Source organism: Streptomyces liliifuscus (assembly GCF_016598615.1).
GTDB lineage: Bacteria > Actinomycetota > Actinomycetes > Streptomycetales > Streptomycetaceae > Streptomyces > Streptomyces liliifuscus.
In genome coordinates this window covers 5,840,135-5,866,964 of sequence record NZ_CP066831.1, presented here as the reverse complement: position 1 = coordinate 5,866,964, position 26,830 = coordinate 5,840,135, and the positions used below count along the sequence as shown (strand labels likewise).

The 26,830-nt window shown below is 70.9% G+C and carries 24 protein-coding genes; 9 read left to right on the top strand and 15 right to left on the bottom strand.

The annotated features are described in order from the left end of the window. Positions 1 to 359 precede the first annotated feature (359 nt). Positions 360 to 1,226 (bottom strand): alpha/beta hydrolase, encoded by an 867-nt coding sequence (locus tag JEQ17_RS25175; RefSeq protein ID WP_200397326.1) that lies wholly within the window; start codon positions 1,224 to 1,226, stop codon positions 360 to 362. A gap of 246 nt (positions 1,227 to 1,472) precedes the next feature. On the opposite strand from JEQ17_RS25175, the gene JEQ17_RS25170 reads away from it, so the two are divergent. Continuing rightward, on the top strand, positions 1,473 to 2,081 hold the full coding sequence (locus JEQ17_RS25170; RefSeq protein WP_200397325.1) for a TetR/AcrR family transcriptional regulator: 609 nt from the start codon (positions 1,473 to 1,475) through the stop codon (positions 2,079 to 2,081). Positions 2,082 to 2,196: 115 nt separating this feature from the next. Here JEQ17_RS25170 and kynU read toward each other — a convergent pair whose 3' ends face one another. The 9 genes from kynU to JEQ17_RS25125 form a co-directional block, all read right to left on the bottom strand. Next, positions 2,197 to 3,393 (bottom strand): kynureninase, encoded by a 1,197-nt coding sequence (gene kynU, locus JEQ17_RS25165; RefSeq protein ID WP_200397324.1) that lies wholly within the window; start codon positions 3,391 to 3,393, stop codon positions 2,197 to 2,199. Next, positions 3,386 to 4,231, bottom strand: coding sequence for a tryptophan 2,3-dioxygenase family protein (locus tag JEQ17_RS25160; protein ID WP_200397323.1), 846 nt, complete (start codon positions 4,229 to 4,231; stop codon positions 3,386 to 3,388). Before JEQ17_RS25160 ends, kynU begins: the two co-directional genes overlap by 8 nt. A 178-nt stretch (positions 4,232 to 4,409) precedes the next feature. Next, positions 4,410 to 4,823: a DUF3151 domain-containing protein gene (locus JEQ17_RS25155; RefSeq protein WP_055618172.1), complete on the bottom strand. Its 414-nt coding sequence runs from the start codon at positions 4,821 to 4,823 to the stop codon at positions 4,410 to 4,412. Between the two features lie 232 nt (positions 4,824 to 5,055). Further along, a complete protein-coding gene (locus JEQ17_RS25150) occupies positions 5,056 to 6,549 on the bottom strand; it encodes an MFS transporter (RefSeq protein WP_200397322.1) in 1,494 nt (497 codons plus the stop codon). 76 nt (positions 6,550 to 6,625) lie between these two features. After that, a complete protein-coding gene (gene fbaA / locus JEQ17_RS25145; protein WP_055618173.1) occupies positions 6,626 to 7,648 on the bottom strand; it encodes a class II fructose-bisphosphate aldolase in 1,023 nt (340 codons plus the stop codon). Between the two features lie 146 nt (positions 7,649 to 7,794). Further along, on the bottom strand, positions 7,795 to 8,343 hold the full coding sequence (gene pyrE, locus JEQ17_RS25140) for an orotate phosphoribosyltransferase (protein ID WP_200397321.1): 549 nt from the start codon (positions 8,341 to 8,343) through the stop codon (positions 7,795 to 7,797). Positions 8,344 to 8,388: 45 nt separating this feature from the next. Beyond that, on the bottom strand, positions 8,389 to 9,189 hold the full coding sequence (locus JEQ17_RS25135) for an aldose epimerase family protein (protein ID WP_200397320.1): 801 nt from the start codon (positions 9,187 to 9,189) through the stop codon (positions 8,389 to 8,391). A gap of 132 nt (positions 9,190 to 9,321) precedes the next feature. After that, positions 9,322 to 10,191, bottom strand: coding sequence for an SRPBCC domain-containing protein (locus tag JEQ17_RS25130; RefSeq protein ID WP_200397319.1), 870 nt, complete (start codon positions 10,189 to 10,191; stop codon positions 9,322 to 9,324). Between the two features lie 88 nt (positions 10,192 to 10,279). Further along, a complete protein-coding gene (locus JEQ17_RS25125; protein WP_200397318.1) occupies positions 10,280 to 11,920 on the bottom strand; it encodes a polyamine aminopropyltransferase in 1,641 nt (546 codons plus the stop codon). Between the two features lie 286 nt (positions 11,921 to 12,206). On the opposite strand from JEQ17_RS25125, the gene JEQ17_RS25120 reads away from it, so the two are divergent. Next, on the top strand, positions 12,207 to 12,734 hold the full coding sequence (locus tag JEQ17_RS25120) for a YbjN domain-containing protein (RefSeq protein WP_200397317.1): 528 nt from the start codon (positions 12,207 to 12,209) through the stop codon (positions 12,732 to 12,734). 45 nt (positions 12,735 to 12,779) lie between these two features. Here the strand turns inward: JEQ17_RS25120 and JEQ17_RS25115 are convergent, their stop codons facing one another. Both JEQ17_RS25115 and JEQ17_RS25110 read right to left on the bottom strand, forming a co-directional pair. Next, positions 12,780 to 13,979, bottom strand: a complete 1,200-nt coding sequence (locus JEQ17_RS25115) for a glycosyltransferase family protein (RefSeq protein ID WP_200397316.1) — start codon at positions 13,977 to 13,979, stop codon at positions 12,780 to 12,782. Between the two features lie 128 nt (positions 13,980 to 14,107). Further along, positions 14,108 to 15,325 carry a pyridoxal phosphate-dependent aminotransferase gene (locus JEQ17_RS25110; protein ID WP_200397315.1) on the bottom strand — a complete coding sequence of 406 codons (1,218 nt, stop codon included), beginning with the start codon at positions 15,323 to 15,325 and terminating at the stop codon, positions 14,108 to 14,110. Positions 15,326 to 15,622: 297 nt separating this feature from the next. On the opposite strand from JEQ17_RS25110, the gene JEQ17_RS25105 reads away from it, so the two are divergent. Both JEQ17_RS25105 and JEQ17_RS25100 read left to right on the top strand, forming a co-directional pair. Then, entirely contained in the window at positions 15,623 to 15,778 is a 156-nt protein-coding gene (locus tag JEQ17_RS25105) for a hypothetical protein (protein WP_200397314.1), read from the top strand. A gap of 482 nt (positions 15,779 to 16,260) precedes the next feature. Next, positions 16,261 to 16,779 (top strand): DUF2617 family protein, encoded by a 519-nt coding sequence (locus JEQ17_RS25100; protein ID WP_189843293.1) that lies wholly within the window; start codon positions 16,261 to 16,263, stop codon positions 16,777 to 16,779. A 191-nt stretch (positions 16,780 to 16,970) separates the two neighbouring features. Here the strand turns inward: JEQ17_RS25100 and clpB are convergent, their stop codons facing one another. Further along, positions 16,971 to 19,574, bottom strand: coding sequence for an ATP-dependent chaperone ClpB (gene clpB, locus JEQ17_RS25095; protein WP_200401703.1), 2,604 nt, complete (start codon positions 19,572 to 19,574; stop codon positions 16,971 to 16,973). Positions 19,575 to 19,687: 113 nt separating this feature from the next. Between clpB and JEQ17_RS25090 the strand changes: the two genes are divergently transcribed. Further along, positions 19,688 to 20,101: a pyridoxamine 5'-phosphate oxidase family protein gene (locus tag JEQ17_RS25090; RefSeq protein ID WP_200397313.1), complete on the top strand. Its 414-nt coding sequence runs from the start codon at positions 19,688 to 19,690 to the stop codon at positions 20,099 to 20,101. A 188-nt stretch (positions 20,102 to 20,289) separates the two neighbouring features. On the opposite strand, the gene JEQ17_RS25085 is transcribed toward JEQ17_RS25090, so the two are convergent. Next, positions 20,290 to 20,625 (bottom strand): Rieske (2Fe-2S) protein, encoded by a 336-nt coding sequence (locus JEQ17_RS25085; protein WP_200397312.1) that lies wholly within the window; start codon positions 20,623 to 20,625, stop codon positions 20,290 to 20,292. A 343-nt stretch (positions 20,626 to 20,968) separates the two neighbouring features. Here JEQ17_RS25085 and JEQ17_RS25080 point away from each other — a divergent pair, with 343 nt between their 5' ends. Together JEQ17_RS25080 and JEQ17_RS25075 are read left to right on the top strand one after the other, a co-directional pair. After that, on the top strand, positions 20,969 to 21,979 hold the full coding sequence (locus JEQ17_RS25080) for a helix-turn-helix transcriptional regulator (protein ID WP_200397311.1): 1,011 nt from the start codon (positions 20,969 to 20,971) through the stop codon (positions 21,977 to 21,979). Next, positions 21,980 to 22,975 (top strand): helix-turn-helix transcriptional regulator, encoded by a 996-nt coding sequence (locus JEQ17_RS25075; RefSeq protein WP_200397310.1) that lies wholly within the window; start codon positions 21,980 to 21,982, stop codon positions 22,973 to 22,975. Here the strand turns inward: JEQ17_RS25075 and JEQ17_RS25070 are convergent. Next, the gene (locus JEQ17_RS25070; protein ID WP_200397309.1) at positions 22,929 to 23,972 is read right to left on the bottom strand and encodes a helix-turn-helix transcriptional regulator; all 1,044 of its coding nucleotides are present in this window, start codon (positions 23,970 to 23,972) and stop codon (positions 22,929 to 22,931) included. The genes JEQ17_RS25075 and JEQ17_RS25070 overlap by 47 nt on opposite strands. 282 nt (positions 23,973 to 24,254) lie before the next feature. Between JEQ17_RS25070 and JEQ17_RS25065 the strand changes: the two genes are divergently transcribed. Next, positions 24,255 to 25,799: a circularly permuted type 2 ATP-grasp protein gene (locus tag JEQ17_RS25065; RefSeq protein ID WP_200397308.1), complete on the top strand. Its 1,545-nt coding sequence runs from the start codon at positions 24,255 to 24,257 to the stop codon at positions 25,797 to 25,799. A gap of 71 nt (positions 25,800 to 25,870) precedes the next feature. Beyond that, positions 25,871 to 26,803, top strand: a complete 933-nt coding sequence (locus JEQ17_RS25060) for an alpha-E domain-containing protein (protein WP_200397307.1) — start codon at positions 25,871 to 25,873, stop codon at positions 26,801 to 26,803. The last annotated feature ends 27 nt before the right edge of the window (positions 26,804 to 26,830 follow it).

Sequence of the window (26,830 nt, the reverse complement as noted above, 5' to 3'; positions counted from 1 at the left end):
CGGGACCAACTGAGAAGGAAGTTACGGATCTGGGCTTGTGGTCGGCGTCCCGCCAGGGAGCTCACCTGCGGGGTAGCTCTCAGGTATTACGGGTATCACCGGCCCGGCTGCGGCTCCGGCCCGGCCGCCGCTCTGTTCTGGCAGCGGCTCCGCTCCGGTACCGGCTCCGCATCGGCAGCGGCTCCGCTCGGCACCGGCACCGCATCGGCAGCGGCCGCGCGTCGGCTTCCGTACCGGCTCCGCGCCCGTCGATCGGCCGACTCTCGCTGACGCGGCTGCTGGAGCGTGAGGGCTGAGCGCGCAGTTCCCCGCCCCTGAAGGGGCAGGGCTGCGCCCGCCCCGCAAGGACGGGAGCACTCCTACCAGGCCAGCTGGGCGATCTCCTCCGCCACCACCGCGCACGCGTCCGCCGCCGGGTCGATCAAGGGGAAGTGGCCCACGTCCTCCAGGAGCGTCAGGCCGACCACCTCGCCGGCCTTGGCCGCCGCGTCCGCGTATGCCTCCGCGACCGCCTGGGGTACGACGACGTCCGTGCGGCCCTGTACCAGCGTCGTGGCGATGCCCGTCGGGAGGAGCAGGGCCGGATCGGCGTACGGCTGGCGCTCCCCGAACTTGGCCTCCCCTCCGAGGAGTTGGCGGGACGCGCCGGAGCAGACGTCCAGCTTCTCCGCGACCGTGAAGTCCGCGATCGGGGCGAGTGCGACGACGCCGCGCAGCGGAGCGGGGCGGTCCGTGCGCCACGGTGCGTCGGCCGGCAGGAGGTGGCGGGCCGCAGCCCAGAGAGCCAGCTGGCCGCCCGCCGAGTGCCCGGTGACCACCATGCGGCGCGGGTCGGCCTGCGGCAGGGCCTCACGTACGAGTCCCGGCATCGCGTCGAGCGCCGCCGCCACGTCGTCGAACGTGTCCGGCCAGCGACCCGCGACCGGGCCCTCGCCGCCCTGTGCAGGGATGGTGGCGCCGCGCCGGTACTCGACGTTGGCCACGGCGAAGCCCCGTCTGGCCAGGAAGTCCGCGAACGGTGTGATGTGCCGCCGGTCGTACGGTGCCCGCCAGGCGCCGCCGTGCAGGACGACGACGAGCGGGGCGCGTTCCTCGCCGCCGCGCGGCGCGTAGAAGTCGACGACCTGGTCGGGGTGGTCGCCGTACGCGGTGGTGGTGTCGGGGTCGACGGGCGGATGCGAGAAGGCCGACTCCTCCTCCGCGGCGTCGCGGGCGTCGTCCGGCATGCTCCAACCTCTCAGCGGTGCGGTGGGTGTTCACCTGCGCGGCCCGCCTGTCAACACGCTCCGGCGGGCGGACCGTTGGCGGGACGGTATCAGGCCGGTGACGTGCCTCAACACGCGGCTGTGACCCTCAGTGAGGGGCAAATGGTTCTATTGTTTCGTTACGCTGGTGGTGGCCGCGCTCCTCCATCGAATGCCTCGGCGAAACGCCTCAGGCGCGGCCGCCGTACGTCCGTGAAGGAGCCCGCCATGTCCGCTGAGCCCGGCACCGTTCGTCCCGGGGGGCGTACCGCGCGGGTGCGGGCCGCCGTGCTGCGGGCCGCCGGGGACGTGCTCGCCGAGCAGGGGTTCGCCCATCTCGATCTGGCGGATGTCGCGCGGCGGGCCGAGGTGGGCAAGACCACGGTGTACCGGCGGTGGGGGAGCGTGACGGGGCTCGTCGCGGATCTGCTGGCCGAGATGGCCGAGGAGTCGTTGCCGCGTACGGAGACGGGGGGTGTGCTCGGTGATCTTCGGGCCAATGCGCGGCTTGTCCGGGGGACGTTGGCCGATCCTCGGCAGGGGGCGTTGTTTCGGGCGGTGATCGCTGCGGCTACGGGGGACGGGCGTACGGCGGAGGCGTTGCGGCGGTTCTATGAGGTGCGGGTTGCCGAGTGGGCGCCTTGTGTTGAACAGGGGGTTGCTCGGGGGGAGTTGCCGGTGGGGACGGACGCGTCCGAGGTCGTACGGGCCGTCTCGGCGCCCCTCTACTACACGTTGCTCACGACGGGGGTGGCCCCTGGCGTGGCCGCGGCTGATCGGGCGGCGGAGGCCGCCGTTGCCGCCGCGCGGGCCGGGGTGTTCGTTGTGAGGGCGTGACCCTGGGGGCTGCCGCCCCCAGACCCCCGTATCGCGCTGACGCGCTCGTCCTCAAACGCCGGACGGGCTGAAAGATCAACCGCCGGACAGGCTGAAAACAACGCCAGACCAGTTGCTAGAACATCTCCCCCAAAACCCGCGCCGCCCTCTCCACATCGCCGAAGCCCACGTACAGCGGGGTGAAGCCGAAGCGGAGTATGTCCGGTTCTCGGAAGTCGCCGATGACGCCTCTGTCGATCAGGCGGCGCATGACGTGGCCCGCGTCGGTGCAGCGGAGGGCCACCTGGCTGCCGCGTTCCGGGTGGGCGGTGGGGGTCACCGACTCCACCGCGCCCTCGGGGACGTACGACTCGACGCATTCCAGGAAGAAGTCCGTGAGGGCCAGGGACTTGGTGCGGACCGACTCGATCGATACGTCGTCCCAGACCTCCAGTGCCGCCTCCAGGGCGAGCATGGAGAGGATGTCGGGGGTGCCGACGCGGCCGCGGAGAGCGCCGGGGGCCGGGGTGTAGTCCGGGGTCATGCCGAAGGGGTCGGCGTGGGAGTTCCACCCCGGCAGGGGTGAGTCGAAGCGCGGTTGGAGGTCCTCGCGGACGTAGAGGTACGCGGGTGAACCCGGGCCGCCGTTCAGGTACTTGTAGGTGCAGCCGACCGCCAGGTCCACGCCGTGTTCGTCGAGGCCCACCGGCAGGGCGCCCGCGCTGTGGCACAGGTCCCAGATCGCGACCGCTCCCACCGCGTGGATGGACGCCGTCAGGGACGGCAGGTCGTGCAGGCGGCCCGTGCGGTAGTCGACGTGGTTCAGCAGTACTGCCGCCGTACGCCCGCTCAGGGCGCCCGGCACCTCCTCCGGCGTCACCGGACGCAGCATGCAGCCGGTGAGACGGGCGGCCGACGCGGCGATGTAGCCGTCCGTGGGGAACGTCGTCGCGTCCACCAGGACCTCGTCCCGGCCGTCCCCCTTCTCGGCCGCCAGGCGCACCGCGCCCACAACGGCCTTGAAGACGTTGACACTTGTGGAGTCGCCGACCACGATCTGGCCCGGCGCCGCGCCCACCAGCGGAGCGATCCGGTCGCCGATCCGCTCCGGCGCGGTCCACCAGCCGCTCTCGTCCCAGGACCGGATCCGCAGCGAACCCCACTGACGGCGTACGACGTCCTCGACCCGTCCGGGGACCGAGCGCGGCAGCGCGCCCAGTGAGTTGCCGTCCAGGTACACCGCGTCGTCCAACACGAACTGGGCTCGCAGTCCGGCCAGTTCGTCCGTCGCGTCCAGTTTCTCGGCCTTCGGCCGCAGCTCGGGCTCAGACATGGGACCGCGCCGTCCACAGCTCGGGGAACACGTTCTTCTGGGCCCGCTTCTCCAGCCAGGCCACCCCGGCGGAGCCGCCCGTGCCCGTCTTCGCGCCCATGGCCCGCCGCGTGGCGACCAGGTGGTCGTTGCGCCAGCGCCACACCAGCTCGGCGACATCGGTCAACGCCTCGCCCAGCCGGGCGAGTTCGGCGTTGTCGTCGCCCGAGTACAGGTCGGTCCAGACGGTCTCGACCTCCGGCGACGGGTCGTAGCGCAGGGACACGTCACGGTCGACGACCGAGGACGGAATCGCGTGGCCGCGCCTCGCGAGCAGCCTCAACACCTCGTCGTACAGGCTCGGTTCGTGCAGTGCCTTCTCCAGTTCGGCGTGCACGCGGGGCGCGCCCCGGTGCGGTACGAGCATGGACGAGGACTTCTCGCCGAGCAGGAACTCCATGCGGCGGTACATGGCCGACTGGAAGCCGGAACCCTCGCCGAGGGCGCTGCGGTACGAGTTGAACTGGGCCGGAGTGAGCTGGCCGAGGGGCTTCCAGGAGGCGTTCAGCGCCTCCAGTTCCCGTACCGACCGCTTCAGGGCCGCCACCGCGACCGGCACCCGGTCCTCGCGCAGCGCCTTCGCCGCGGTCTCCCACTCGTGGACGATGACGGTGAACCACAGCTCCATGACCTGGGTCGTCACCAGGAAGACCATCTCTCCGGGATCGTCGGAGAGGGTGTGCTGGAGGTGGGTGAGGACGTCCGCCTGGACGTAGTCCTCGTACGGGGTCGTGCCCTGGAAGTCGAGATGCGGGGTCTCGGGCTCCGAAGCCTCATGGGGCTGAGCCTGGTGGGACATCGCTGTCTCCTGTTGTGTACTCCGGGTAGCGGTCCGCCCCTGCCGAATTCGACACGGTGGCCCCGGTCCCCACGGGCATCCTCCACAATCGTGCCCCGAATCCGCAAGGTCCGCCTGGTCACACCAGGCGGACCTGCACAAACGCGACCGTTCGGGGCCGGTCACCGGCCCTGTCGGCTCAGCCGAGGGTCTGGGCCGCCGCCGGGGAGGAGTCCTTCAGGAACTGCGAGCAGCGCTCGTACTCCTCCTGCTCGCCGATCGCCTGCGCGGCGCGGGCGAGACCGTGCAGGGCGCGCAGGAAGCCGCGGTTCGGCTCGTGCTCCCAGGGCACCGGGCCGTGGCCCTTCCAGCCGTTGCGCCGCAGGGAGTCCAGACCGCGGTGGTAGCCGGTACGGGCGTACGCGTACGACTCGACGACGCTGCCCCGCTCGTACGCCTCGTCGGCCAGCTGGGCCCAGGCGAGCGAGGAGGTGGGGTACTTGGCGGCCACGTCTGCGGGCGGCGTGTCGTTCGCCAGGAGCTCGCGCGGCTCCGGGTCGTCGGGCAGGTGGGTCGGGGGCGGTCCCCCGAGGAGGTTCTCGTTGATGGCCATGGGTTCCAGTTTGCCTGGCTCCGACGCCCGCGCGCGCATCGCGGGCCCGCTTTACTCCCCCGGCGAACGCGCCGCCCACTCGCCACACCCACGTGAGGCGTACCCGCGCCCGGCCCGGCCCCTCCGGACGCCACGCGACGGGCCCGTCCAAGCCGGACGCCACACGCCCGGCCGTCCACTCCAGGCGCCCCGCGCCCGGCCCTTCTACGCCGGCCGATCCACCCCAGCCGCTCTACTCCAGCCGCCCGCGCGACTGGTTCGGCTCCAGCGGCGGGGCCGTCACGCTGCCGTGCGTAAGGCATTCCGGGCGCAGACAGCCCGGCGGAGGCTTCCGTACGGTCGCGTAGGCGATCACCGCGCCCACGACCAGGATGCCCGCGCACAGGGGCATCGCCCGCCGGAACGCGTCGTCGAAGGCGTCCGCCGACCGGTACGCCTCCTCACTCATCCCCGCCAGCAGCGGCAGCGCGGCCACGGCGACGAGACCGGCCGCGCGGGCCGCCGCGTTGTTGATCCCGCTGGCCAGGCCCGCCCGGCCGGTGTCCACGGAGGCGAGCACGGTCGCGGTCAGGGGCGCGACCAGCGTGACCATGCCGAGGCCGAGCACCAGGACGGCCGGCAGCACGTCACCCACGTACGAGGCGTCGGTGCCCACCCGCAGCATCAGCAGCATCCCGGTGGCGCACAGCAGCGGGCCCACGGTGAGCGGGATGCGCGGGCCGATGCGCTGGGCGAGTTCGCCGGAGCGGGCCGACAGGAACAGCATCAGGACCGTCGTCGGCAGCAGGGCCGTACCGGCGGCGAGGGCCGAGTACCCGGCCACGACCTGGAGCTGCAGCGCGGAGAGGAAGAAGAAGCCGCTGAAGGCCGCGTACACGCACAGGGTGACGACGTTGACCGCCGTGAACTGGCGGGACGCGAAGATGTCGAGCGGCATCATCGGGTCGGCCCGCCGCCGCTCCACCATCACGAAGGCGACGCCCGCGGCGACCCCCGCGGCCGCCGTCACGGCGACGACGGGCATCGATCCGGCGGACGCCTCGATGAGCGCGTACGTCACCAGGGCCAGCGCCAGCGCGCCGAGGGCCGCGCCGAGCACGTCGAAGCCGCGCCCGTGGATCCGGTCGTCCTTCGACTCCGGTACGTGGCGCAGGGCGATCGGGGCGCAGAGCAGCGCGAGCGGGACGTTGAGGAGGAACACCCAGCGCCAGCCGGGGCCGTCCACCAGCCAGCCGCCCAGGAACGGGCCGACCGCCGCGCCGATGCCGCCGAAGCCCGACCACAGGCCGACGGCCCTCGCCCGGTCGTCCGGGTGGAACGACGCCTGGATCAGCGCGAGCGAACCGGGCGTGAGCAGCGCGCCACCGATGCCCTGCAGTGCGCGGGCCGCGACGAGGACGCCCGCGCTGGGCGCGAGCCCGCAGAGCAGCGACGCCGCCGCGAACCACACCACCCCTACGACGAACACCTTCCGCCGCCCGAAGCGGTCGCCGAGGGCTCCGCCCAGCAGGATGAGGCCCGCGAGGGTCAGCATGTACGCGTTGACGGTCCACTGGAGGCCCGCCAGGTCCGAGTCGAGATCGCGGCCGATCGTCGGCAGCGCGACGTTCACGACCGTCGAGTCCAGCATGGCCATGCTCGACCCGAGCACGGTGGTCAGCAGGATCCACTTCCCGGCGGGGCTGGACATCCTGACGGCCGGGGACTCCTTCGGCGGGGCAGCCATACACCGGAGCATACGGACATACGGCGGGGCCCGGCTCTCCGAAGGGAGAACCGGGCCCGAGCCGTACGAAACAGGGTTACTTGATCTTCGTGCCCGTGGAGCGCAGGTTGGCGCAGGCCTCCGTGACGCGGGCGGCCATCGACGCCTCGGCGAGCTTGCCCCAGGTGCGGGGGTCGTACGTCTTCTTGTTGCCGACCTCGCCGTCGACCTTCAGGACGCCGTCGTAGTTGCGGAACATGTGGTCCGCGACCGGGCGCGTGAACGCGTACTGCGTGTCCGTGTCCAGGTTCATCTTCACGACGCCGTTCTCCAGCGCGGTGGCGATCTCCTCGGCCGTGGAGCCGGAGCCGCCGTGGAAGACGAAGTCGAACGGGGACGGCTTGCCGTACTTGGCGCCGACGCCCTCGTTCAGCTCCTTGAGGAGCTCGGGGCGCAGGACGACGTTGCCCGGCTTGTAGACGCCGTGCACGTTGCCGAAGGACGCGGCAAGGAGGTAGCGGCCCTTCTCGCCCAGGCCCAGGGCCTCGGCCGTACGGATCGCGTCGTCGACCGTCGTGTAGAGGGAGTCGTTGATCTCGTGCGAGACACCGTCCTCCTCGCCGCCGGTCGGGGTGATCTCGACCTCAAGGATGATCTTCGCGGCGACGGCGCGGGCGAGCAGCTCCTGGCCGATGGCCAGGTTGTCGGCCAGCGTCTCCGCGGAGCCGTCCCACATGTGGGACTGGAACAGCGGGTTCTCGCCGCGGGCGACGCGCTCCTCGGAGACCGCGATCAGCGGACGCACGTACCCGTCGAGCTTGTCCTTGGGGCAGTGGTCCGTGTGCAGGGCGACCGTGATGTCGTACTTCTTGGCGACGATGTGCGCGAACTCGGCCAGGGCGACCGAGCCGGTCACCATGTCCTTGTTGTGCTGGCCGCCCAGGAACTCCGCACCACCGGTGGAGATCTGGATGATGCCGTCGCTCTCGGCCTCCGCGAAGCCGCGCAGGGCAGCGTGCAGGGTCTGGGACGAGGTCACGTTGATGGCCGGGTAGGCGAACTTGCCTGCCTTCGCCCGGTCGAGCATCTCGTTGTAGACCTCGGGGGTTGCGATCGGCATCTGTCCGCTCCTTGTGTATGTGCGGGTGGCGTTCTGCTGCTTACGGCCCTGACCTAGGGAGTGACGTCATCGTCGTCCCCATCTTTCCAGACTTGACCGGATGCTCCGGCCTCCGTGTCCAGCCTGTGGATAACTCCGGCGCGGGCTCAGTCCAGACCCAGCTCGTCCTTCGAGTACGCGAAGAGGTACGGGACGCCCGCGCCTTCCTGGATCTTCTCGGCGGCACCGGTGGCACGGTCGACGATGGTCGCGACGCCGACCACCTCGGCACCGGCCTCGCGCACGGCCTCGACGGCGGTGAGCGGGGAGCCGCCGGTGGTGGAGGTGTCCTCGACGACGAGCACGCGGCGGCCCGCGATCTCCGGGCCCTCCACGCGCCGCTGCATGCCGTGCGCCTTGGCCGCCTTGCGCACGACGAAGGCGTCGAGGCGGCGGCCCCGCGCGGCGGCGGCGTGCAGCATGGCACCGGCCACCGGGTCGGCGCCCATGGTCAGGCCGCCGACCGCGTCGAACTCGAGGTCCGCCGTCAGGTCGAGGAGCACCTGGCCGACCAGCGGGGCGGCCTCACCGTCCAGGGTGACCCGCCGCAGGTCGACGTAGTAGTCCGCCTCCAGGCCCGAGGAGAGCGTCACCTTGCCGTGCACCACGGCCTTGTCCTTGATCTGCTGCAGCAGCTCGCCGCGTACGTCACTCATGCGGGTCAGCTTAGAGGCGCCGCCGGGTCCGTCGCCCTGTCCGGGTCAGAGGCGCCGCCAGGTCCATGTGGTGGCCGCTTCGAGGGGATCGATGGGGGTGACCAGGCGGGGCAGGGTGTTGAGCCCGTTGGGCGGACCGGTCTGCGGCTCCACGCAGACGGCGGCCTCCTGCTCGTCGTACACGACGACCCAGTGCTCGCGGCTCGCGACGTTCAGCTCCAGCCGCCCGGGCCAGGTGAGGGTGACGTCGACCCCGTCCGGCATCCCGAAGCAGTCGTCCCAGGGGCCGGGCTTCGGGTCGACACGGCGGCCGGTGGGCAGGTGGTCGTCGCCGCGCTCCTCCTGCCAGGCGGCGGTGAAGTCGACACGCACGTCCTCGGCGTCCTCGCCGCCGCCCAGGTTGCGGTTGAACCAAGGGTGCCAGCCGATCTGCGCCGGGAACGAGTCGTCGTACGTCTCCACCGACATGGTCAGCGTCAGGGTGTCCGCGGTCAGCGCGACGACCTGGGTGACACGGCCGGCGTACGGCCAGGGGTCCACGAGGTCGTACGTGATCACGGCCTCGTTCTCACTCCTGCGGGCGGTGCGCCAGGCGGCGTCGCGGGCGGTGCCGTGGATGGCGTGCGGCGGGGAGTTGAGGGGGAGTTGGTGGGGGGTGGCGCCGTTCAGGAAGCGGCCGTCCCTGGTGCGGCCGCACCAGGGGACCATCGGGAAGCAGCCGAACTTCTTGCCCTGGCGGAGCAGTTCGACTCCGTCGACCTTCAGTCCGCCGATTCGTCCGCCGTTGCCGGGCTGGACGGTCACTTCCGCGTCGGCCGCGGTCAGCGTGATGTCTTCGTTACTCACGCGGGAACCCTAACGCTCCGCGGGGCTGGGGGACTTTGGTGGTGGCTTGGCTGCGGGTTGGTGGGGCTGGTCGCGCAGTTCCCCGCGCCCCTCAAAGGCAAGGGCTACCGCCCCCCACCCAGCCGCAGTCGACTACCGGCGCTTTCGGAGGGCTCGGCCCAGTACTACCGCCGAGGCCAGGAGGAAAGCCGCCGCGGGGGCCGCCCAGCGGAGCGTCGCGCCGGTCCCCGTCGCCTCGGGCGCGGGGACCGGGGCGTAACGCCCCCGCGGAGGAGCGTGGTCCACCTCCTCCGCGCTGCGGCCGATCATCGTGCGCCGGGCGTGCGCCGCCTCGGCGGGAGCGTCCGGCGCCGGGACCGCGTCGTCCTCGAAGCCGCCCTCGAAGTCCTCCTCGGCGAACGGTTCGAGGGAGGGAGGCGGCACCTCGGCCTCGTGGATCGAGGAGTTCTCCTCGTCCGGCGGAGGCTCGGGGGCAGCCGCCTCGGGCGCGGGGGCGGACGCTTCCGGTGACGGGGTCGTCTCCGGCGTCCTCGGTTCACCGCCGGAGGCATCTGCGGCCGCACCCGCGTCCGGCACCGGCACGGCCAATCCCTCCGCGAAGCGGCTCAGCAGGCGGGTCGTCGCCGAGGTCACCGCGTCCGCCGGGAGTTCCGTGACCCGGCCGTCGGCCGACGCCGTACCGGTGAAGGTGACGGTCGAGCCGCTCGGGTCGTCCTCCCGCGAGCGCAGCGCCAACGTGAGGGCGAGCTTCACCGTGCCGCTGCCGCGGGCCTCGGTGGCGTCGGCCTCGACGGCGTACGTTCCGTCGTCCTGCGGGGTGACGGTGAGCGCCCCGCGATACGTGATGGCGTGCCCGCCGACGCGTACCTTCAGGCGGCCGGAGACGGGCGGTGTCCCCGCGTCCTGCTGGAGTCCGGGCACGGCCCGGGCCACCCGCGCGGGATCGGCGAGAGCCTCGCGCAGCGACTCGACGGGAACCGGAACGAACACCTCATGCTCCATGTCGGCCGAGCCTACCCAGCACGGCCCGCACCGCACCTCTGTATGGGGGGATTCCCCCGGTTCCCTCGGCAGAGGGACTCGGTCGGAGTCAGTCCGCGTACCTCGGATGCACCAGCGTGGACGGCGGAAGGCCGGTGAGCCGGGTGCGTTCGGCCGCCCGCGCGTCCGCCCGCAGCGACGGTACGTACGGGGCGCCCGGCGGTGTACGCAGCTGCGGCCGGGCACGGGACGCGAGGACGAACCCCCAGTCCTGCGGGGCCCTGGACCGGCTGCCCGCCGCCGAGTCGCGCCCGGCCACGGAGTACGGGACGGTCCGCAGGCCGGCCGCCCGTACCGTCACGTCGACCGTCCAGAAGGCCCGCGGCCGCGACGCCACGGGACCCGCGTGCACGACGAGCCGCCCGCCGCCCGCGAGCACGCCCCGCGAGAGCCCGTAGAACTCCTGCGAGTACAGCTTCGTACTGGACGTGATCCCGGGATCGGGCAGATCGGAGACCACGACGTCGTACGCGCCCCGCGGGGCCCGGCGCAGCCAGCCGAAGGCGTCCGCGGCGACGACCCGCACCCTCGGGTCCCCGTAGACGTGTCCGTTCAGCTCGGACAGCGCCCGGTCGGTGCGGGCCAGCTCCACGAGTCGGGTGTCGAGTTCGACGATGTCGACCCGCCGTACGCCGCTGTGCCGCAGCACCTCGCGCACGGCGAGCCCGTCGCCGCCGCCGAGGACGAGCACGCGCGCGTGCGGGCCGTTCATCGCGGGGTGGACGAGGGCCTCGTGATAGCGGCGTTCGTCGCTGCCGCTGACCCGCAGGCGTCCGTCGAGGTAGAGGTCGAGGGGGCGGCCGTCCGTGCCGCCGGTGAGGACGACCTCCTGGACGTCGGTGTGCATCGCCACGCGTACGTCCTTGCCGTACACCGCGTGCCGCGCGGCCCGTTCGAAGTCGTCGACCAGGACGGCGGCCGAGGCGAGCAGCGCGAGCACGACGAGGTTGGCGACGACGAGCAGCCAGCGGCCGCGCCGGGTCAGGTCCTGCCGGAACAGGCCGAGGACGAGGGCGCCGCCCGCGATGGCGTTGACGGTTCCGGTGATCAGCGTCGCGGTCAGCTGGCCGAGCAGGGGCAGCAGCAGGAAGGGGAAGGCGAGTCCGCCGACCAGCGCGCCCACGTAGTCCGCGGCGAACAGGTCCGCGACCGCGCCGCCCGCGTCCTGTCTGCGGATGCGCTGGATCAGCTCCATCAGCAGGGGGACCTCCGCGCCGATGAGCAGCCCGATGGCCAGGGAGAAGGCGACGAGGAGGTAGCTGGAGCCGCCCTCCCAGGCGCCGCCCCAGTCGCCGGTCCAGGCGAAGACGGCGTACAGGGCCATCGCGCTGGTGCCGCCGACGAGCGCGAGCAGTGCCTCGACGGCGCCGAAGCCGGCCGCGGCACGGCCGCGCAGGCGCTTCGCGACGAGCGAGCCGAGGCCCATCGCGAAGACCATCACGGACAGCACGACGGAGGCCTGGGTGACCGAGTCGCCGATCAGGTACGAGGCGAGGGCGACGAGTTCGAGTTCGTACACGAGTCCGCAGGCCGCGCAGATGAAGACGCCGGCGAGGACGAGGAACCGTCCGGTGGCCGTACTGACCGGCAGAGGCGCCGGGCCCTGGCCGTTCCGGGGCGGCGGGGCCTTGGCCGTGCCCGGCCGGTCCGTGGCCGTGCCGGGCTGGGCGGGGGCGTGCGGCTCGATCACCCAGCGAACGGTACGTCACCGAACAACTGCGTCCTGTCACCCACAAGTGTGGAAACTCGGGCCTCGACGCATACTTTGGCCAGGGCGCGTACGGGCCGTGAACGGGTTGGTCCTGCCCATTACGGTCGCGTTGCCCGGTGCGGGTGGTTGGGGGCTTGTCGCGCAGTTCCCCGCGCCCCTTACGGGGCTCTGTCCGATTCTCCTGGGGCCAAAGGACTACTGAACGCCGATCACGGCTAGGGTCGAAGTCAGGTAACCACGTGCAATCCTCAGGAGTACCCACCGAATGTCTATCGACCCGTCCTCGATTCCGAACTTCGGGGGCCAGCCCGAGCCGAACCCCGGCGGACCGGCGGGCCCCGTCGTCCCTGATCAGGACCTTGTGAAGCAGCTCCTGGACCAAATGGAGCTGAAGTATGTCGTCGACGACGAGGGTGACCTCGCGGCGCCGTGGGAGCAGTTCCGCACGTATTTCATGTTCCGCGGTGAAGGTGACCAGCAGGTCTTCTCGGTGCGGACGTTCTACGACCGGCCGCACCAGATCGAGGAGAAGCCCCAGATCCTCGAGTCGATCGACGACTGGAACCGGCGCACGCTGTGGCCGAAGGTCTACAGCCACACGCACGACGACGGCACCGTCCGCCTGATCGGCGAGGCGCAGATGCTGATCGGCACGGGCGTCAGCCTGGAGCACTTCGTGTCGTCCACGGTCAGCTGGGTGCGGGCCGCCATCGAGTTCGACAAGTGGCTCGTCGAGCAGCTCGGTCTGGAGCAGGAGATCGACGAGGCCGACAAGCCCGAAGAGGACGAGTAGCCCTCACTCGGGCGCGAGCCCCGCGGGCCACGGCCTCGCGGCGGCTCACAGCGGCTTGTGGGCGAGCACGACGAGGTACGCCCCGTACGCGAACGAGAGCCCGGCCAGGGCGCCGACCACCAGGGTCGCGTGCCACGGTCGGGCTCTCGCCGTCCGTACCAGCGCGCACGCCATGGGCAGCAGCAGCGGGAACGCCGGCAGCAGGAACCGCGGCTTGCACTCGAAGAAGCCGGCGCCGCCGACCGCCACGAGCAGCAGCGCGCCCGCGTAGACCAGCAGCGGCAGGGGCGCGCGGTCGGCGATCAGCAGCCCGTACAGCAGCAGGCCCGCCGCCACGATCACCATCGACATCGGGAAGACCAGCCGGTCGCCGTGCAGCAGCAGATGCTTGACGAAGCGCAGTGCGCCGAGGCCGAAGTCGAAGCGTGAGCCCCACAGCCGCTGCACCTCGAAGTAGCCGCCGAGCAGATCACCCTTGCGCCGCCCGACCCACAGGAAGTACGCGGCCCACCCGAGGGGCGCGAGCACCGCGCCCGTCCACAGCCTGTGGGAAACCTTTCCGCGCCGCCTGAAGATCTCGTACGCCGCCGCCGCGAGCACGGCCGCCGCCACGGCGAAGCCGTTCGGCCGGGCCAGCCCCGCGCAGGCCGCGAGGGCCCCCGCCCACACCCAGCGGCCGGTGAGGACGGCGTACAGCGACCAGGCGGCGAAGGCGGTCAGGACCGGTTCCGTGTACGCCATGGACAGCACGACGGAGTGCGGCAGCAGGCCCCACAGGAGGACCAGGGCGGTGGCGACGGCACGGTCGTGCAGCCGGACCCCGATCGCGTAGATCCCGCAGGCGGCGACCGCGGCGGCCGTCCACGAGATCAGCAGGCCGGCGCCGGGGCCGCTGAGCGGGGTCAGCTCGGTGACGGCCCGCAGCAGCCCGGGGTAGAGCGGGAAGAACGCCAGGTCGCTGTGGACGACGGTGGGGCGGAAGTGCAGGCTGCGCCCGTAGCCGTCGCCCGCGATCCGCAGATACCAGACGGAGTCCCAGGACCGGCCGAGCAGCAGCACCGGATGGCCGCCGGTCGCCCAGGCGGTCATGGCCACCGCGGCGGTGCCCAGCAGCCGGGCGGCGGCGAACAGCCCGAGGGCGGTACCCATCGCCGCCGCCGGGGACGGACGTGGACGGGTGCGGCCCTCGGCGGCGGGCTCCGTGACGGCGGGGGGCGGGGGTGCGAGGGTACTTGCTTGGGTCACACCCGAAGATTGCTGGCAATTCGTATCATTTGCGAGCAACGCGCGGTCGGGCGGGCACGAATTCCCCCGCTTCTCCGTCGTTCCGCTTCTCCGTCGTTCCGGCGCGTCACCGTGACAGCGCCGCTGCCTCAGCCGGCGAGCGTCTTGAGACGCTTCACCGCCTCCTCCAGGACCGATGTCTGCTTGCAGAAGGCGAAGCGGACGAAGGGTGCCCCGGCCTCGCGGTGGTCGTAGAAGACGGCGTTCGGGATGGCGACCACGCCCGCGCGCTCGGGCAGCGCCCGGCAGAACGCGAACCCGTCGCTCTCGCCGAGCGGCCGGATGTCGGTGGTGATGAAGTACGTCCCGGCCGGCCTGAACACCTTGAAGCCCGCCTCCGCGAGCCCCGCGCCGAGCAGGTCCCGCTTGGCCCGCATGTCCGCGCCGAACGCCTCGAAGTACGTGTCGGGCAGCGCCAGCGCCTCGGCGACCGCGTACTGGAAGGGCCCCGAGGCCACGTACGTCAGGAACTGCTTGGCCGAGCGCACCGCCGCCACCAGTTCGGGCGCGGCCGTCACCCAGCCGACCTTCCAGCCGGTGAACGAGAAGCTCTTGCCCGCGCTCCCGATGGTGACCGTGCGCCCGCGCATGCCGGGCAGTGTCGCGAGCGGGATGTGCTCGGCCTCGTCGAAGACCAGGTGCTCGTACACCTCGTCGGTGACGACCAGCAGGTCCCGCTCGACGGCCAGCTCGGCGATCGCCGTGAGCTCCTCGCGGGTGAGGACCGTGCCGGTCGGGTTGTGCGGGGTGTTGATCAGCAGCAGCCGGGTGTTGTCCGTGACCGCGTCGCGCAGCTCGTCCAGGTCCAGCCGGAAGCGCCGGTGCACGACCCCGTCGTGGGTGTCCTCGTGCGGGCGCAGGGTGACCGGTACGCGCGTACCGCCCGCCATCGCGATGCAGGCGGCGTACGAGTCGTAGTACGGCTCCAGGGCGATCACCTCGTCGCCCGGTTCGAGGAGGGCCAGCAGGGCCGCGGCGATGGCCTCCGTGGCGCCCGCCGTGACCAGGACCTCGGTGTCGGGGTCGAACGTGAGGCCGTAGCGGCGCTGCTGGTGGGCGGTGATCGCGGTGCGCAGCTCGGGCACGCCCGGGCCCGGCGGGTACTGGTTGCCGCGGCCGTCGCGCAGCGCCCGCACCGCCGCCTCGCGGATCTCCTCGGGGCCGTCGGTGTCGGGGAAGCCCTGGCCGAGGTTGATCGAGCCGGTACTCAGGGCCAGGGCCGACATCTCGGCGAAGATCGTCGTGCCGAACTCTGCGAGGCGGCGGTTGAGGAGCGGGCGGCGTGCACTGGAGGTCATGACCGCCATCCTGCGCTCAACCTCTGGACTTGCTCAACTCTGCTTTGGTCCGTGAAGCGCGGGGGCATCCCCCTTTCACACAAGAAGCACACGCGGGAAAGCAGCAAGAGGAACAGACAGAAACGCAGACAAAAGCACTGGCGAGAAGCAGAGCCCACGGGGGGCCGCTTCGGGGGAACGGAAGGAGGGTGGCGCCATGATCGTAGGCATCATCCTGGCGGTGTTCGTCGTACTGGTCGTCATAGGAGTCGTGTCCGCCGCGACGAGCGGCAGCAGGCGGCGTTCGCGCCGGTCCAGGCACAGCTGGTGGGCCGGCAGCTCGGGCTCGGGCGGGGGCGGCGGCTGTTCGACGGGGAGTTCTTCCTGCAGTGGCGGCTCGTCCTGCGGAGGCGGGTCGTCGTCCTGCGGGGGCGGGGGCGGTGGGGGCGGATGCGGCGGAGGCAGCTGACACGGGGCAGCTGAGCTCCGGGCAGGGAACCGCGTCCGGGCCGTCCGGCACCACGAGCGTCCGTCGGGAGCCTTCTCCCGGCGGGCGCTTCGCCGTGCGCCCGGGGTTCGGCTCCCGGTGGGCGCTCGCCGTGCGAGGTGAGCCGTGCGAGGTGAGCCGGGCGGGTGTCGAGGAGCGTTGAGGAACGTTGAGGGGCGTTGAGAGAGCGGGGGGCGTGAAGGCGCACGTGTGAGCCAATGGCGCACTTCTTGGTTGAACAGTTGAGCTGTGGAGCCCTCGGGGGGATGGAAACCCTACGAAGTTGGGTAAAAACGCTGTGGCGGACGCGCCGTTCATGATTCCCTCGTAATCGCCGACGCAGACCCCGGAACATCCTTCTGACCTGGCCGACCGGGCCTGATCCCCCGCCCGGCGCCGACCGGGGTGCGACGGACCGACTCACCGTCACTCTTCACAGACACCAACCCCACCCTTTTGCGTGCAGCGGAGCCGACCCATGCTCACGACCCTCAACACCGCCTACACCGACACGCGTGCGGCCGATCTCGCCTGGGCCCTCGGTCGCGAACCGCTGCCCGCGCTCGCCACGCTCGATCTGGAACTCTCGGGTTCGAAGCTCCAGTTGAGACTGCTCGGGGCGTCCCACCAGGTGCTATTGGAGGAGGAGCGGGGCAGTTGTTCGGAGACGGTCGCCTGTATTCCGGGCAGCAGCACGCCGTTGCCACTCGGCGTCGCCAAGCGGGTGGGCGACTGGGAGTACGAGTTCGCCGCGCGCGTGGAGACGTTGTCGCGGGGCTCGTTCGCGGGGCGCGCGCAGGAGTTGCTCGCGCTGGTGGCCGACCATCCGAATGGTCTGGCGGGGGTCTTCCCCGGCAGCCCGCATGCCTTCACGGCGATGCTCGCGCAGCGGCACGAGGGCCAAGTGCACTGGCGCACGTGGCATGCGTATCCGCAGGACGGGCAGCTTGTGGCCACCCGCACGCGGGTGGGCGTACGGGTGGCTGCGCCGGCCTGAGGGGGTCCTGGGTCCGGTGGTGATGTGCGGGCCCGGTGGGGGCTTGTCGCGCAGTTCCCCGCGCCCCTTAAAGGCAGGGGCTGCGCCCCCTAAAGACGGAAGACGGGGGCGCAGCCCGTCTTTCGTCTTTAGGGGGCGCGGGGAACTGCGCGACCAGCCCCCACCGGGCCCGCAGACGAACTCCGGTCTCCCTACAGCTCCTTGCCGGAGGCTGTCGTGGGGCCCACGATCAGGCCGTCACCGAACGCGTCCACGCGAACCGTGTCGCCGTCGTTGATCTCGCCGGAGAGGATCTCCTTGGCGAGCCGGTCACCGATGGCGGTCTGGACGAGCCGCCGCAACGGCCGCGCCCCGTACGCCGGATCGTTGCCCTCGTCGGCCAGCCAGGCCAGCGCGGCGTCGGTGACCTCCAGGGTCAGCCGCCGCTCGGCGAGCCGCTTCGCGAGCCGGTCGACCTGGAGCCTGGCGATCCGCTCCAGCTCCGTCTTGTTCAGCGCGGAGAAGACCACCAGATCGTCGAGCCGGTTGAGGAACTCCGGCTTGAAGGAAGCCCGTACGACCTCCAGGACCTGCTGCTTCTTCTCCTCCTCGGACGTCAGCGGCTCGACGAGATACTGGCTGCCGAGGTTCGACGTGAGGATCAGGATGGTGTTGCGGAAGTCGACCGTCCGCCCCTGGCCGTCCGTCAGACGGCCGTCGTCCAGCACCTGGAGCAGGATGTCGAAGACCTCCGGGTGCGCCTTCTCCACCTCGTCGAGGAGCACCACGCTGTACGGACGGCGGCGGACCGCCTCGGTCAGCTGGCCGCCCTCCTCGTAGCCGATGTAGCCGGGCGGCGCGCCGACCAGCCGGGCCACGCTGTGCTTCTCGCCGTACTCCGACATGTCGATGCGGATCATGGCCCGCTCGTCGTCGAAGAGGAAGTCCGCGAGGGCCTTGGCGAGTTCGGTCTTGCCGACGCCGGTCGGGCCGAGGAAGAGGAACGAGCCGGTGGGGCGGTCCGGGTCGGCGATGCCCGCGCGTGTGCGGCGTACGGCGTCCGAGACGGCCTGTACGGCCTCGGTCTGGCCGATGAGACGGCGGCCCAACTCCTCCTCCATGCGCAGGAGTTTCTGGGTCTCGCCCTCGAGGAGGCGTCCGGCGGGGATGCCGGTCCAGGCGCCGACGACGTCCGCGATGTCGTCCGGGCCGACCTCCTCCTTGACCATCGTGCCCTTGGCGGCCTCCTCCTCGGCCTCGGAGGCTTCCTCCAAGTCCCTTTCCAGGGTGGGGATCTCGCCGTAGAGCAGCTTGGAGGCGGTGTCGAAGTCGCCGTCGCGCTGGGCCCGTTCGGCCTGGCCGCGCAGTTCGTCGAGCTTCTCCTTCAGCTCACCGACGCGGTTGAGGGACTGCTTCTCCTTCTCCCAGCGGGCGGTGAGGCCGCGCAGTTCCTCCTCCTTGTCGGCGAGGTCGCGGCGCAGCTTCTCCAGGCGCTGCTTGGAGGCGGGGTCGGTCTCCTTGTCGAGCGCGAGCTCCTCCATTCGGAGCCGGTCGACGGCCCGCTGGAGTTCGTCGATCTCGACGGGGGACGAGTCGATCTCCATCCGCAGCCGGGACGCGGACTCGTCGACGAGGTCGATGGCCTTGTCGGGCAGGAAGCGGGAGGTGATGTACCGGTCGGAGAGCGTGGCGGCGGCGACGAGCGCGCTGTCCGCGATCACGACCTTGTGGTGGGCCTCGTACCGTCCCTTGAGTCCGCGCAGGATCGCGATGGTGTCCTCGACGGTCGGCTCGGCGACCAGCACCTGCTGGAAGCGGCGTTCGAGGGCGGGGTCCTTCTCGATCCGCTCGCGGTACTCGTCCAGGGTCGTGGCGCCGACCATGCGCAGCTCACCGCGGGCGAGCATCGGCTTCAGCATGTTGCCGGCGTCCATGGAGGAGTCGCCGCCGGCGCCCGCGCCCACGACGGTGTGCAGCTCGTCGATGAACGTGATGATCTGCCCGTCGGAATCCTTGATCTCGGCCAGGACCGTCTTCAGGCGCTCCTCGAACTCGCCGCGGTACTTGGCGCCGGCCACCATCGCGCCCAGGTCGAGCGAGACGAGCCGCTTGTTCTTGAGCGACTCGGGCACGTCCCCCTTCACGATCCGCTGGGCGAGCCCCTCGACGACGGCGGTCTTGCCGACGCCGGGCTCGCCGATGAGGACGGGGTTGTTCTTGGTGCGCCGGGACAGCACCTGGACGACCCGGCGGATTTCCTGGTCACGGCCGATGACGGGGTCGAGCTTGCCCTCACGCGCGGCCGCGGTGAAGTCCGTACCGAACTTTTCGAGAGCCTTGTACTGGCCCTCGGGATCCGGGGTGGTCACCCGGCGCCCTCCCCTGCTCTTCTGAAAGGCCTCAAGCAGCTTTTTCGCACTGGCCCCCTGCTGGGAGAGTACGTCCCCGCTCTGGCCGCCCTTCGCCGCGATCCCGATGAGCAGGTGCTCGGTGGAGAGGTACTCGTCGCCCAGTTCCTTGGCGCGCTCTGCGGCGTCGGCGATGACGGCGAGCAGCTCCCTGTTGGGCTGCGGCGGGGCGACGGTGGAGCCCGTCACGCTGGGCAACGCGCTCAGTACGCGCTCCGCGCCGGTGCGTACGCCGGCCTGGTCGGCCTCGACGGCGGCCAGCAGGTCGGTGATGTTCTCGTTCTCCTGCCCCTCAAGGAGTGCGAGGAGCAGATGCGCGGGGGTGAGATCGGCGTGACCCCCGGTCACGGCCCGGTTGCTGGCCGCGTTGATCGCGTCCCGGCTCCTGTTGGTCAGCTCGGCGTCCACGTGTCCGTTCTCCTCCTCGTGCTCCAGGTTGACTGACCCAACCAACGTACACAAAGTTGAGTCTATTCCACTCAAGAAGGTGCGGGCGAGGGTCAGCGGCTAAGTTCCGGTCCATGGCCTCGTATCCCGTGAACCCGCGCGATCCCGACGACTCGTACCTCGGTTTCTGGCGGGAACGTCATCTGTGCACCCTGACCACCCTCCGTCCCGACGGCACGCCGCATGTGGTGCCCGTCGGGGTTACATACGATCCGGAGGGCGGTCTCGCTCGGGTGATCGCGAACAAGTCCAGCACGAAGGTGCGGAACGTGCAGGCCGGCGGGTCCGACGGCATCCCCGTCGCGGTCTGCCAGGTGGACGGGCGGCGGTGGGCGACGCTGGAGGGGCGCGCGACGGTTTCCATGGACCCCGAGCGGGTCGCGGAGGCGGAGCGGCGGTACGCCGAGCGCTACGGCCGGACCCCGTCCCCCAACCCGTCCCGGGTGGTCGTCGAGATCGCTCTGACGTCGGCTCTGGGGCACGGCTGACGGGAATCCGGTGCGAGGCGGGCGCACAACGGGACACCAGTCGGGTACCAGGCTGGTTTCAGCCCTTGTGGAAACCGGTGGATGACCTGAAATATGCCTGGAAACTGCAGCGGCGTCACCGTGTTCAGGTCACGGTGACGCCGCTGCGGGGAAGCGCCTGAGCGATTTACAACGACGGGGGAATCGCGTCAGGCACTGCGGGGGGTGGCTGAGATGGCTCGTACGTCCGGGGCTTCCGGCTCGACCAGCCGGTGGTCGCGCTGGTCGAGGTTCACAAAGATCATTCCGTACCGAATGGCGCACCGTACCGGCTGCGGCGCCCCCCGAGGCCGTCGCAGACACCGGTACGCCCGTACATCCTCGTCCTCGTCCCGGGTCACCACGACCGGCTCCCCGAACACCGTCACCATCAATGAGTCACCGCTGTGGGGGATGGCGGTGGCCAGATCGATGAAGTGCCAGCCGGAGCGGTACGCGGTGGCCATTTCTCGGCGGAAGGAACGGTCGTCGGGAGGGGTGGTCATGCTTCTGCGTCCGCGGGGCTGCTCGTCCAACCGCTGTCCGGCGGAACCTCCGCCGCCCCGGCCAGTACCTTGGTCCAGCCACTGTCCGCCGGCGCCGCTTCCGCATCGGTCCAACCGCTGTCCGGTGGGACCGACTGCTCGGCGTGCACGACGTCGAGGCCCGAGCCCCCCGACGTGCCGAAGGCCACAGCGACAGAGAAGACTGCGGCAAGCACTGAACCAAGCAATCTCGCTCGCATAGTCGGCTTCGTCCTCACTTGATGGAATCTTCTCCCCCGTCGTCACAAGACGATGGCTCATTCAGGCACGTCAATGCCACAGGAGCGATGCATCATGTTCCTGCATGTTCAGGACCCTGGGGGGTGGAGATTTGCCTACAAACAACTCACAACCGACACATCCCCATGCTGTCACGACGTTGTGTGACGAAGGAGCGCGCCTTTACGCCAGCGCATTGCACTCCGGGCGCATCACCCGGGTCGAGGTGGAAGCGGCTCCCTGTCTCCTGGAGTTCGCACTGCTCCACCCCGATCCGGACGACGAGAAGTGGCTGCGCCCGGTTCCCCCGTCCGTCGCGCTCGCACAACGTCTTCACCCCCTGGAACGCGAGATCCAGGAGCGGCGGCGCCAGGCGATCGAGCTGACCGATTCCTTCGATCCGTTCATCGCGATCAGCACGCAGGGGCAGACGAGCATCCACGCGATCACCGTCCTGGAGGGATTCGACCGGATCAACGCGGCACTCAATTCGGCTACCGCCGAGTGCAACACGGAGATGCTGACGATCCAGCCCGGCGGCGGTCGCCCCGCGGACGCTCTCATGCAGGCTCTGGAGCGCGACCGGCCCCTCACGGACCGCGGGGTCAGCATCCGCACGCTGTACCAGCACACGGCCAGACACAGCCAGGGGACACTCGCCTACGTGGAGCGAATATCCGGCGGCCGGATCCAGGTCCGCACGCTGGAAGAGCTCATAGAGCGTCTGATCATCTTCGACCGGACCGTCGCGTTCATCCCCGCCAGCGACGACCGGCGGGTCGCACTCGAACTCCGGCACCCCGGACTCGTCATGTACCTCAGCAAGGTCTTCGAACAGCTCTGGCAGCGCGCCGTGCCGCTGACCGAGGACGTCCCGAACGACGTCGACCCCAACGGCATCACCCCTGTCCAGCGCTCCATCGCCAAACTCCTCATCGAGGGGCATGTCGACGAGGCCATTGCGCGCCGCCTGGGCATGAACGTCCGCACCTGCCGCGCCCACATCGCCAAGCTGGCCTCCGCCCTCGGCAGCGGCAGCCGGGCCCAGCTCGGCTTTCTCATAGCGCAGTCGGGGCTCCTGGAGCAGGATCACTGAATGTCCACCGACGAGACGCCCGAGCATCAGACGCACCAGGTCGAGGAGCTGTGCGAGGCGGGATCGCTGCTGTACGGCCGCGCGCTGAGCGAGGGACGTGTACGGCAGCAGGACGCCCTGAAGTCACCTTGCCTGATCGACTTCGGCCTCCTGCAGCCCGACCCGGAGGACGTTCGATGGCTGAGACCCACCGCGCCCGCCGTCGCCCTCCCGAGGCTGCTCCGCACCTTTGACGAGGAAGTCGCGCGGCAGCGCCGCCGGGCGGCGAGGCTGGCCGAGACGTTCGAGCCTCTCCTGGACCTGAACGCCCATGGCACGCAGTCCTCCGGCTCCGCCCTGGTCACCGCGCTTCAGGGACTCCCCCGGATCAACGCCGCCGTCAACCGGGCGGTGGCCGAGTCGTCGCAGGAAATGCTGACCATCCAGCCCGGCGGAAACCGGCCGCCCGAAATCCTGGCCGACGCGCTGCCGCGGGAACGGGCGCTGCTCTCCCGGGGAGCCCGGATGCGCACGCTCTACCAGCACACCTCGCGCTACTCGTCCGCGGTCGTGGCTCATTTCGAACAGCTCGACGGCGATGTCGAGGTCCGCACCCTGGACGAGGTCACCGAGCGTCTCTTCGTCATGGACCGGACCGTCGCGTTCATCCCCGCGGCCAAGGACCGCAGCATCGCCCTGGAGATCCGGCACCCGGCCCTCGTCACCCACCTCGCCACCACCTTCGACCGGCTCTGGCGCCTCGCCACGCCCATGTATCCCGAGGCCGTCCAACAGCCCTCGGTGAACGGCGTCACCACCCGTCAGCTCGCCATCGCCGGCCTTCTCGTCGAGGGGCACACGGACACCGTCATCGCGGAGCGCCTCGGCATGAACGTCCGCACCGCCCGTGTCCACATAGCCAAACTCGCCGCCACCCTCGGCAGCGAGAGCCGCGCGCAGCTCGGCTATCTCATCGGTCGGTCGGGGATTCTGGAACCCCGGGACCGGGAGCCGTGAGGGGCTGGAGTTCCGGGGAGCGGGGTGGGCCGTCGAGGCCTGCCTGGGCTATTCGGACGCCCAGTTGGGTGCGGCTGGCGGCGCCCAGGGTCTCCGAGAGGCGGGCGATGTGGGCGCGGCAGGTGCGGACGCTGATGCCGAGGCGTTCGGCGACCACCGCGTCCTGGTGGCCCTCCGCGAGCAGCGCCGCGATGGAGCGCTCGCGGTGCGTGATGCCCTCGATCCCCGTGTCCGGGAGGGGCGCGGTCAGCGGGATCGCCAGGCGCCAGAGCCGTTCGAAGACCGTGACCAGGTAGTCCACCAGCGCCGGATGCCGCAGTTCGAGGGCGATCGTGCGGTCGGAGCTCGCGGGGATGAAGGCGACCGTGCGGTCGAAGACGATGAGCCGCTCGGTGACCTCGTCCAGGGTGCGGGCCTCGGCCGCGTCGCCCATCAGCTCCATGTAGTTGAGCAGGCCCTGCCCGTGCCGGGCCACATGCGTGTACAGGTCGCGCATGCGCACACCCCGGCGGCGCAGCGCCATCGCCCGGTGCAGGCCCTCGGAGAGTTCGTCCTCGCGGCGGATGCCGCCCGGCTGGACGGCCAGCACCTCGGACGCGCACGCCTCGGTCGCCTCGTCCATCGCGGCCCGGATCCGGGGCAGTCCGTCGAGCACCCGGATCGCCACGCCCTCGGCGCGCGAGTGGGCGTTGCCGCCGAGGGCCGCGTACCACTCGAAGGCGGACACCGCCGAGCCCATGCGCGACTGCGTGGCGACGACGTGCTCGTGCATCTCCCGCAGCAGCCGTGTCATGACCTCTTGCGGCGAGGTCGGCACCAGCCAGCCCATGTCGTCGGGGTCGGGATGCAGCAGCGCCAGCTCGACCAGACAGGGCACGGTCCCGGCGTCCTCGCGGGACACCCGGCCGCGTCGTACCGCCCGGGAGTACACCCGGTCCCCTGCCTCGCACAGGCGGTCAGCACCGTGCGGATGCGCTTCCTTCCCGTGCCCGGCCATCTCCTCAACCCCCGGTTCAAGCCTCTTCCGGAGCGCAACTATGCGCGGCTGCCACCGCCTCCGCAACACGGCTTCGACGTGTCCCCGCCCCCTATCGACACGGTGAATACCGATTTATCCCCACCACAGCATGGCTCGTTGCAACAAGCTGATGGCGGTCGCGAATCGGACGCCGTGGCGCATGTGCGACGCATGAGGACGGTGAGCAAACGCGCGCCCCGCGTGAGCTGCCGGAAATCACCGAGTGATCGTCGTGTTACGTGCCGCATCTAACGTCAGGCCATGGCGGACATATTTGACGCATACGCGTTGGCCGACGCGTGGGACGAGATGTTTGAGCGGCCGGGTGAGGTCAGGACCGCCTATGAGCCGGTGCTGGCGGCACTCCAACCGATGGAACCGGCCGAACTTCGGTTCAGGGCCGATCAGATGGCCCGGTCGTTCACGGACCGCGGCGTGACGTACGCCTTCGCGGGCGAGGAGCGGCCCTGGCCGCTGGACCTCGTGCCACGGGTGCTGGACGCGCTGGAATGGGATCTCATCCAGCGCGGGGTGTCCCAACGGGTCAGGGCTCTTGAGGCCTACCTCGCGGACGCGTACGGACCGTGCCGGGCCTTCGAGGACGGGGTCGTGCCCTGGCGGCTCCTCCTCAACTCCCCCCATTTCCACCGGGCCGCGCACGGCGTGGAGCCCCCGGGAGGGGTACGCATCCACGTCGCCGGCATCGATCTCGTACGGGACGAGGCGGGCGACTTCCGCGTTCTGGAGGACAACGTCCGGGTGCCGTCCGGGGTCTCGTACGTCATCGAGAACCGGCGGGCGATGACCCGGATCTTCCCCTCGCTCTTCGCCGAGCAGCATGTGCTGCCGGTCGACGGGTACGGGCAGCGGCTGCTCGCGGCACTGCGCGCGGCGGCGCCCGACGGGGTCGGCGACCCGCGCGTGGTCGTGCTCACCCCCGGTCCCAGCAACGCCGCCTACTTCGAACACGCCCTGCTGGCACGGCTGATGGGCGTGCAGCTGGTGGAGGGCCACGATCTGGTCTGCCGCGGGAACCGGGTGTGGATGCGGACCACGCGCGGCGAGATGCCCGTCCATGTCGTATACCGGCGGCTCGACGACGACTTCCTCGACCCGCTGCACTTCCGGCCCGACTCGGTGATCGGCTGCCCCGGCATCATGAACGCCGCCCAGGCCGGGAACGTCACACTCGCGAACGCGGTGGGCAACGGCATAGCGGACGACAAGCTCCTCTACACGTACGTTCCCGATCTCATCCGGTACTACCTCGCCGAGGAACCGGTCCTCCCCAATGTCGAGTCGTTCCGCCCAGACGAGCCGGGACAGTTGGAGGCGGTGCTCGACCAGCTGGACCAGCTCGTCGTCAAACCGGTCGACGGGGCCGGCGGGCAGGGCATCGTGATCGGACCGCACGCGGACCGGCAGACAATCGATCGCGTACGCAAAGAGGTCGTCGCCGATCCCCGGGGGTGGATCGCCCAGCGGCCGGTGGCCCTGTCCACCTCCCCCACCCTCGCGGGCGAGCGGATGGCCCCGCGCCACATCGATCTCCGGCCGTTCGCCGTGAACGACGGCAGCGATGTGTGGGTGCTGCCCGGCGGCCTCACCCGGGTCGCGCTCCAGGAGGGCAACCTCATCGTCAACTCCAGCCAGGGCGGCGGCTCCAAGGACACCTGGGTGCTCGCGGAGGGCCCTGCGGAGGGGCCCGCGGCGGAGCCGACCGGCCCCCTCCCCGAGGTCGCCCCGCGCCAGCTCGGCCCCGACGGCGAGCGCCCCGTCGCACAGGAAGGGGCGCAGCAGCAGTGACGCCCACGCACGGAGTGCCCGCACATGCAGCTCAAGGAGCTGAAGCCGCTCAAGGAGCAGGAGGTACGGCCGTGAACGACGTGATCCTCTCCCGCATCGCCGAGGCACTGACCTGGACGGGCCGCTATGTCGAACGGGCCGACGCCACCGGCCGCATCCTCGACGCCTATCTGCACCGGCTCCTCGAAGACCCCTGGCGGGACGAGGACATGGCGTGCCGCTCGCTGTACGCGATCCTCGGCGTCGACGCGGGCACCGACGCCGTCGACATGCAACAGGTCCTGGACCAGCTGGCCTTCGACGCCCGCTCGACCTGCTCCATCGAGGGTGCGCTGGGCGCCGCCCGGCTGAACGCGCGCAGCGCCCGCGAGGCGGTGTCCTCCGAGATGTGGGAGTGCCTCAACTCCACCTGGCACGCCCTCGCCGACCAGCGTCTGGCGGCCCGCCGCACCGGCCCGTACGCCTATCTGGAGCTGGTGCGCCGACGGGCCGCGCTCTTCTTCGGGCTCGCCGACTCGACGATGAGCCGGGACGACAGCTGGCGTTTCGTGGTGCTCGGCAGGAGCCTGGAGCGGGTGGACATGACCGTACGGCTGCTGTCCGTACGGGTGCTGGACGCGGCGCACGCGCCCGACTGGCCGACGCTGCTCAGCGCGAGCGGGGCGGACGAGGCGTACGCGCGGGTGTACGGCGGTTTCGGGGACACGGCCCGGGTGGCCGAATTCCTCATCATGGACCGGGAGTTCCCTCGTTCGGTGCTGCACGCGCTGACCACGGCGGAGGAGTGCCTGGCGGCGCTCGGCCGCCCGCGCCAGGACCCGGCGCGGCGCCCGATCGGCAGGATGCGCACCCGCCTCGAATACCTGGACTCGACGGCCCTGGAGGACGTGCTCCCCTCCCTCCTGCGGGAGTTGCAGACGTCCTGCATGGCCTCCGCCGAGGCGGTCGCGGAGAGGTTCTTCCCGTACCAGGGGCCCGTCGAGTGGGCCCAGGAAGGAGCGTGAGCATGAACGCCGACGCCAACGCGAACA

What these genes read in the sequence shown, in the direction of transcription:
- JEQ17_RS25175 (WP_200397326.1), bottom strand. Translation starts at nt 1,226, where the DNA reads ATGCCGGACGACGCCCGCGACGCCGCGGAGGAGGAGTCGGCCTTCTCG.
- JEQ17_RS25170 (WP_200397325.1), top strand. Translation starts at nt 1,473, where the DNA reads ATGTCCGCTGAGCCCGGCACCGTTCGTCCCGGGGGGCGTACCGCGCGG.
- kynU (WP_200397324.1), bottom strand. Translation starts at nt 3,393, where the DNA reads ATGTCTGAGCCCGAGCTGCGGCCGAAGGCCGAGAAACTGGACGCGACG.
- JEQ17_RS25160 (WP_200397323.1), bottom strand. Translation starts at nt 4,231, where the DNA reads ATGTCCCACCAGGCTCAGCCCCATGAGGCTTCGGAGCCCGAGACCCCG.
- JEQ17_RS25155 (WP_055618172.1), bottom strand. Translation starts at nt 4,823, where the DNA reads ATGGCCATCAACGAGAACCTCCTCGGGGGACCGCCCCCGACCCACCTG.
- JEQ17_RS25150 (WP_200397322.1), bottom strand. Translation starts at nt 6,549, where the DNA reads ATGGCTGCCCCGCCGAAGGAGTCCCCGGCCGTCAGGATGTCCAGCCCC.
- fbaA (WP_055618173.1), bottom strand. Translation starts at nt 7,648, where the DNA reads ATGCCGATCGCAACCCCCGAGGTCTACAACGAGATGCTCGACCGGGCG.
- pyrE (WP_200397321.1), bottom strand. Translation starts at nt 8,343, where the DNA reads ATGAGTGACGTACGCGGCGAGCTGCTGCAGCAGATCAAGGACAAGGCC.
- JEQ17_RS25130 (WP_200397319.1), bottom strand. Translation starts at nt 10,191, where the DNA reads ATGGAGCATGAGGTGTTCGTTCCGGTTCCCGTCGAGTCGCTGCGCGAG.
- JEQ17_RS25120 (WP_200397317.1), top strand. Translation starts at nt 12,207, where the DNA reads ATGTCTATCGACCCGTCCTCGATTCCGAACTTCGGGGGCCAGCCCGAG.
- JEQ17_RS25110 (WP_200397315.1), bottom strand. Translation starts at nt 15,325, where the DNA reads ATGGCGGTCATGACCTCCAGTGCACGCCGCCCGCTCCTCAACCGCCGC.
- JEQ17_RS25100 (WP_189843293.1), top strand. Translation starts at nt 16,261, where the DNA reads ATGCTCACGACCCTCAACACCGCCTACACCGACACGCGTGCGGCCGAT.
- JEQ17_RS25090 (WP_200397313.1), top strand. Translation starts at nt 19,688, where the DNA reads ATGGCCTCGTATCCCGTGAACCCGCGCGATCCCGACGACTCGTACCTC.
- JEQ17_RS25085 (WP_200397312.1), bottom strand. Translation starts at nt 20,625, where the DNA reads ATGACCACCCCTCCCGACGACCGTTCCTTCCGCCGAGAAATGGCCACC.
- JEQ17_RS25080 (WP_200397311.1), top strand. Translation starts at nt 20,969, where the DNA reads ATGTTCAGGACCCTGGGGGGTGGAGATTTGCCTACAAACAACTCACAA.
- JEQ17_RS25075 (WP_200397310.1), top strand. Translation starts at nt 21,980, where the DNA reads ATGTCCACCGACGAGACGCCCGAGCATCAGACGCACCAGGTCGAGGAG.
- JEQ17_RS25070 (WP_200397309.1), bottom strand. Translation starts at nt 23,972, where the DNA reads ATGGCCGGGCACGGGAAGGAAGCGCATCCGCACGGTGCTGACCGCCTG.
- JEQ17_RS25065 (WP_200397308.1), top strand. Translation starts at nt 24,255, where the DNA reads ATGGCGGACATATTTGACGCATACGCGTTGGCCGACGCGTGGGACGAG.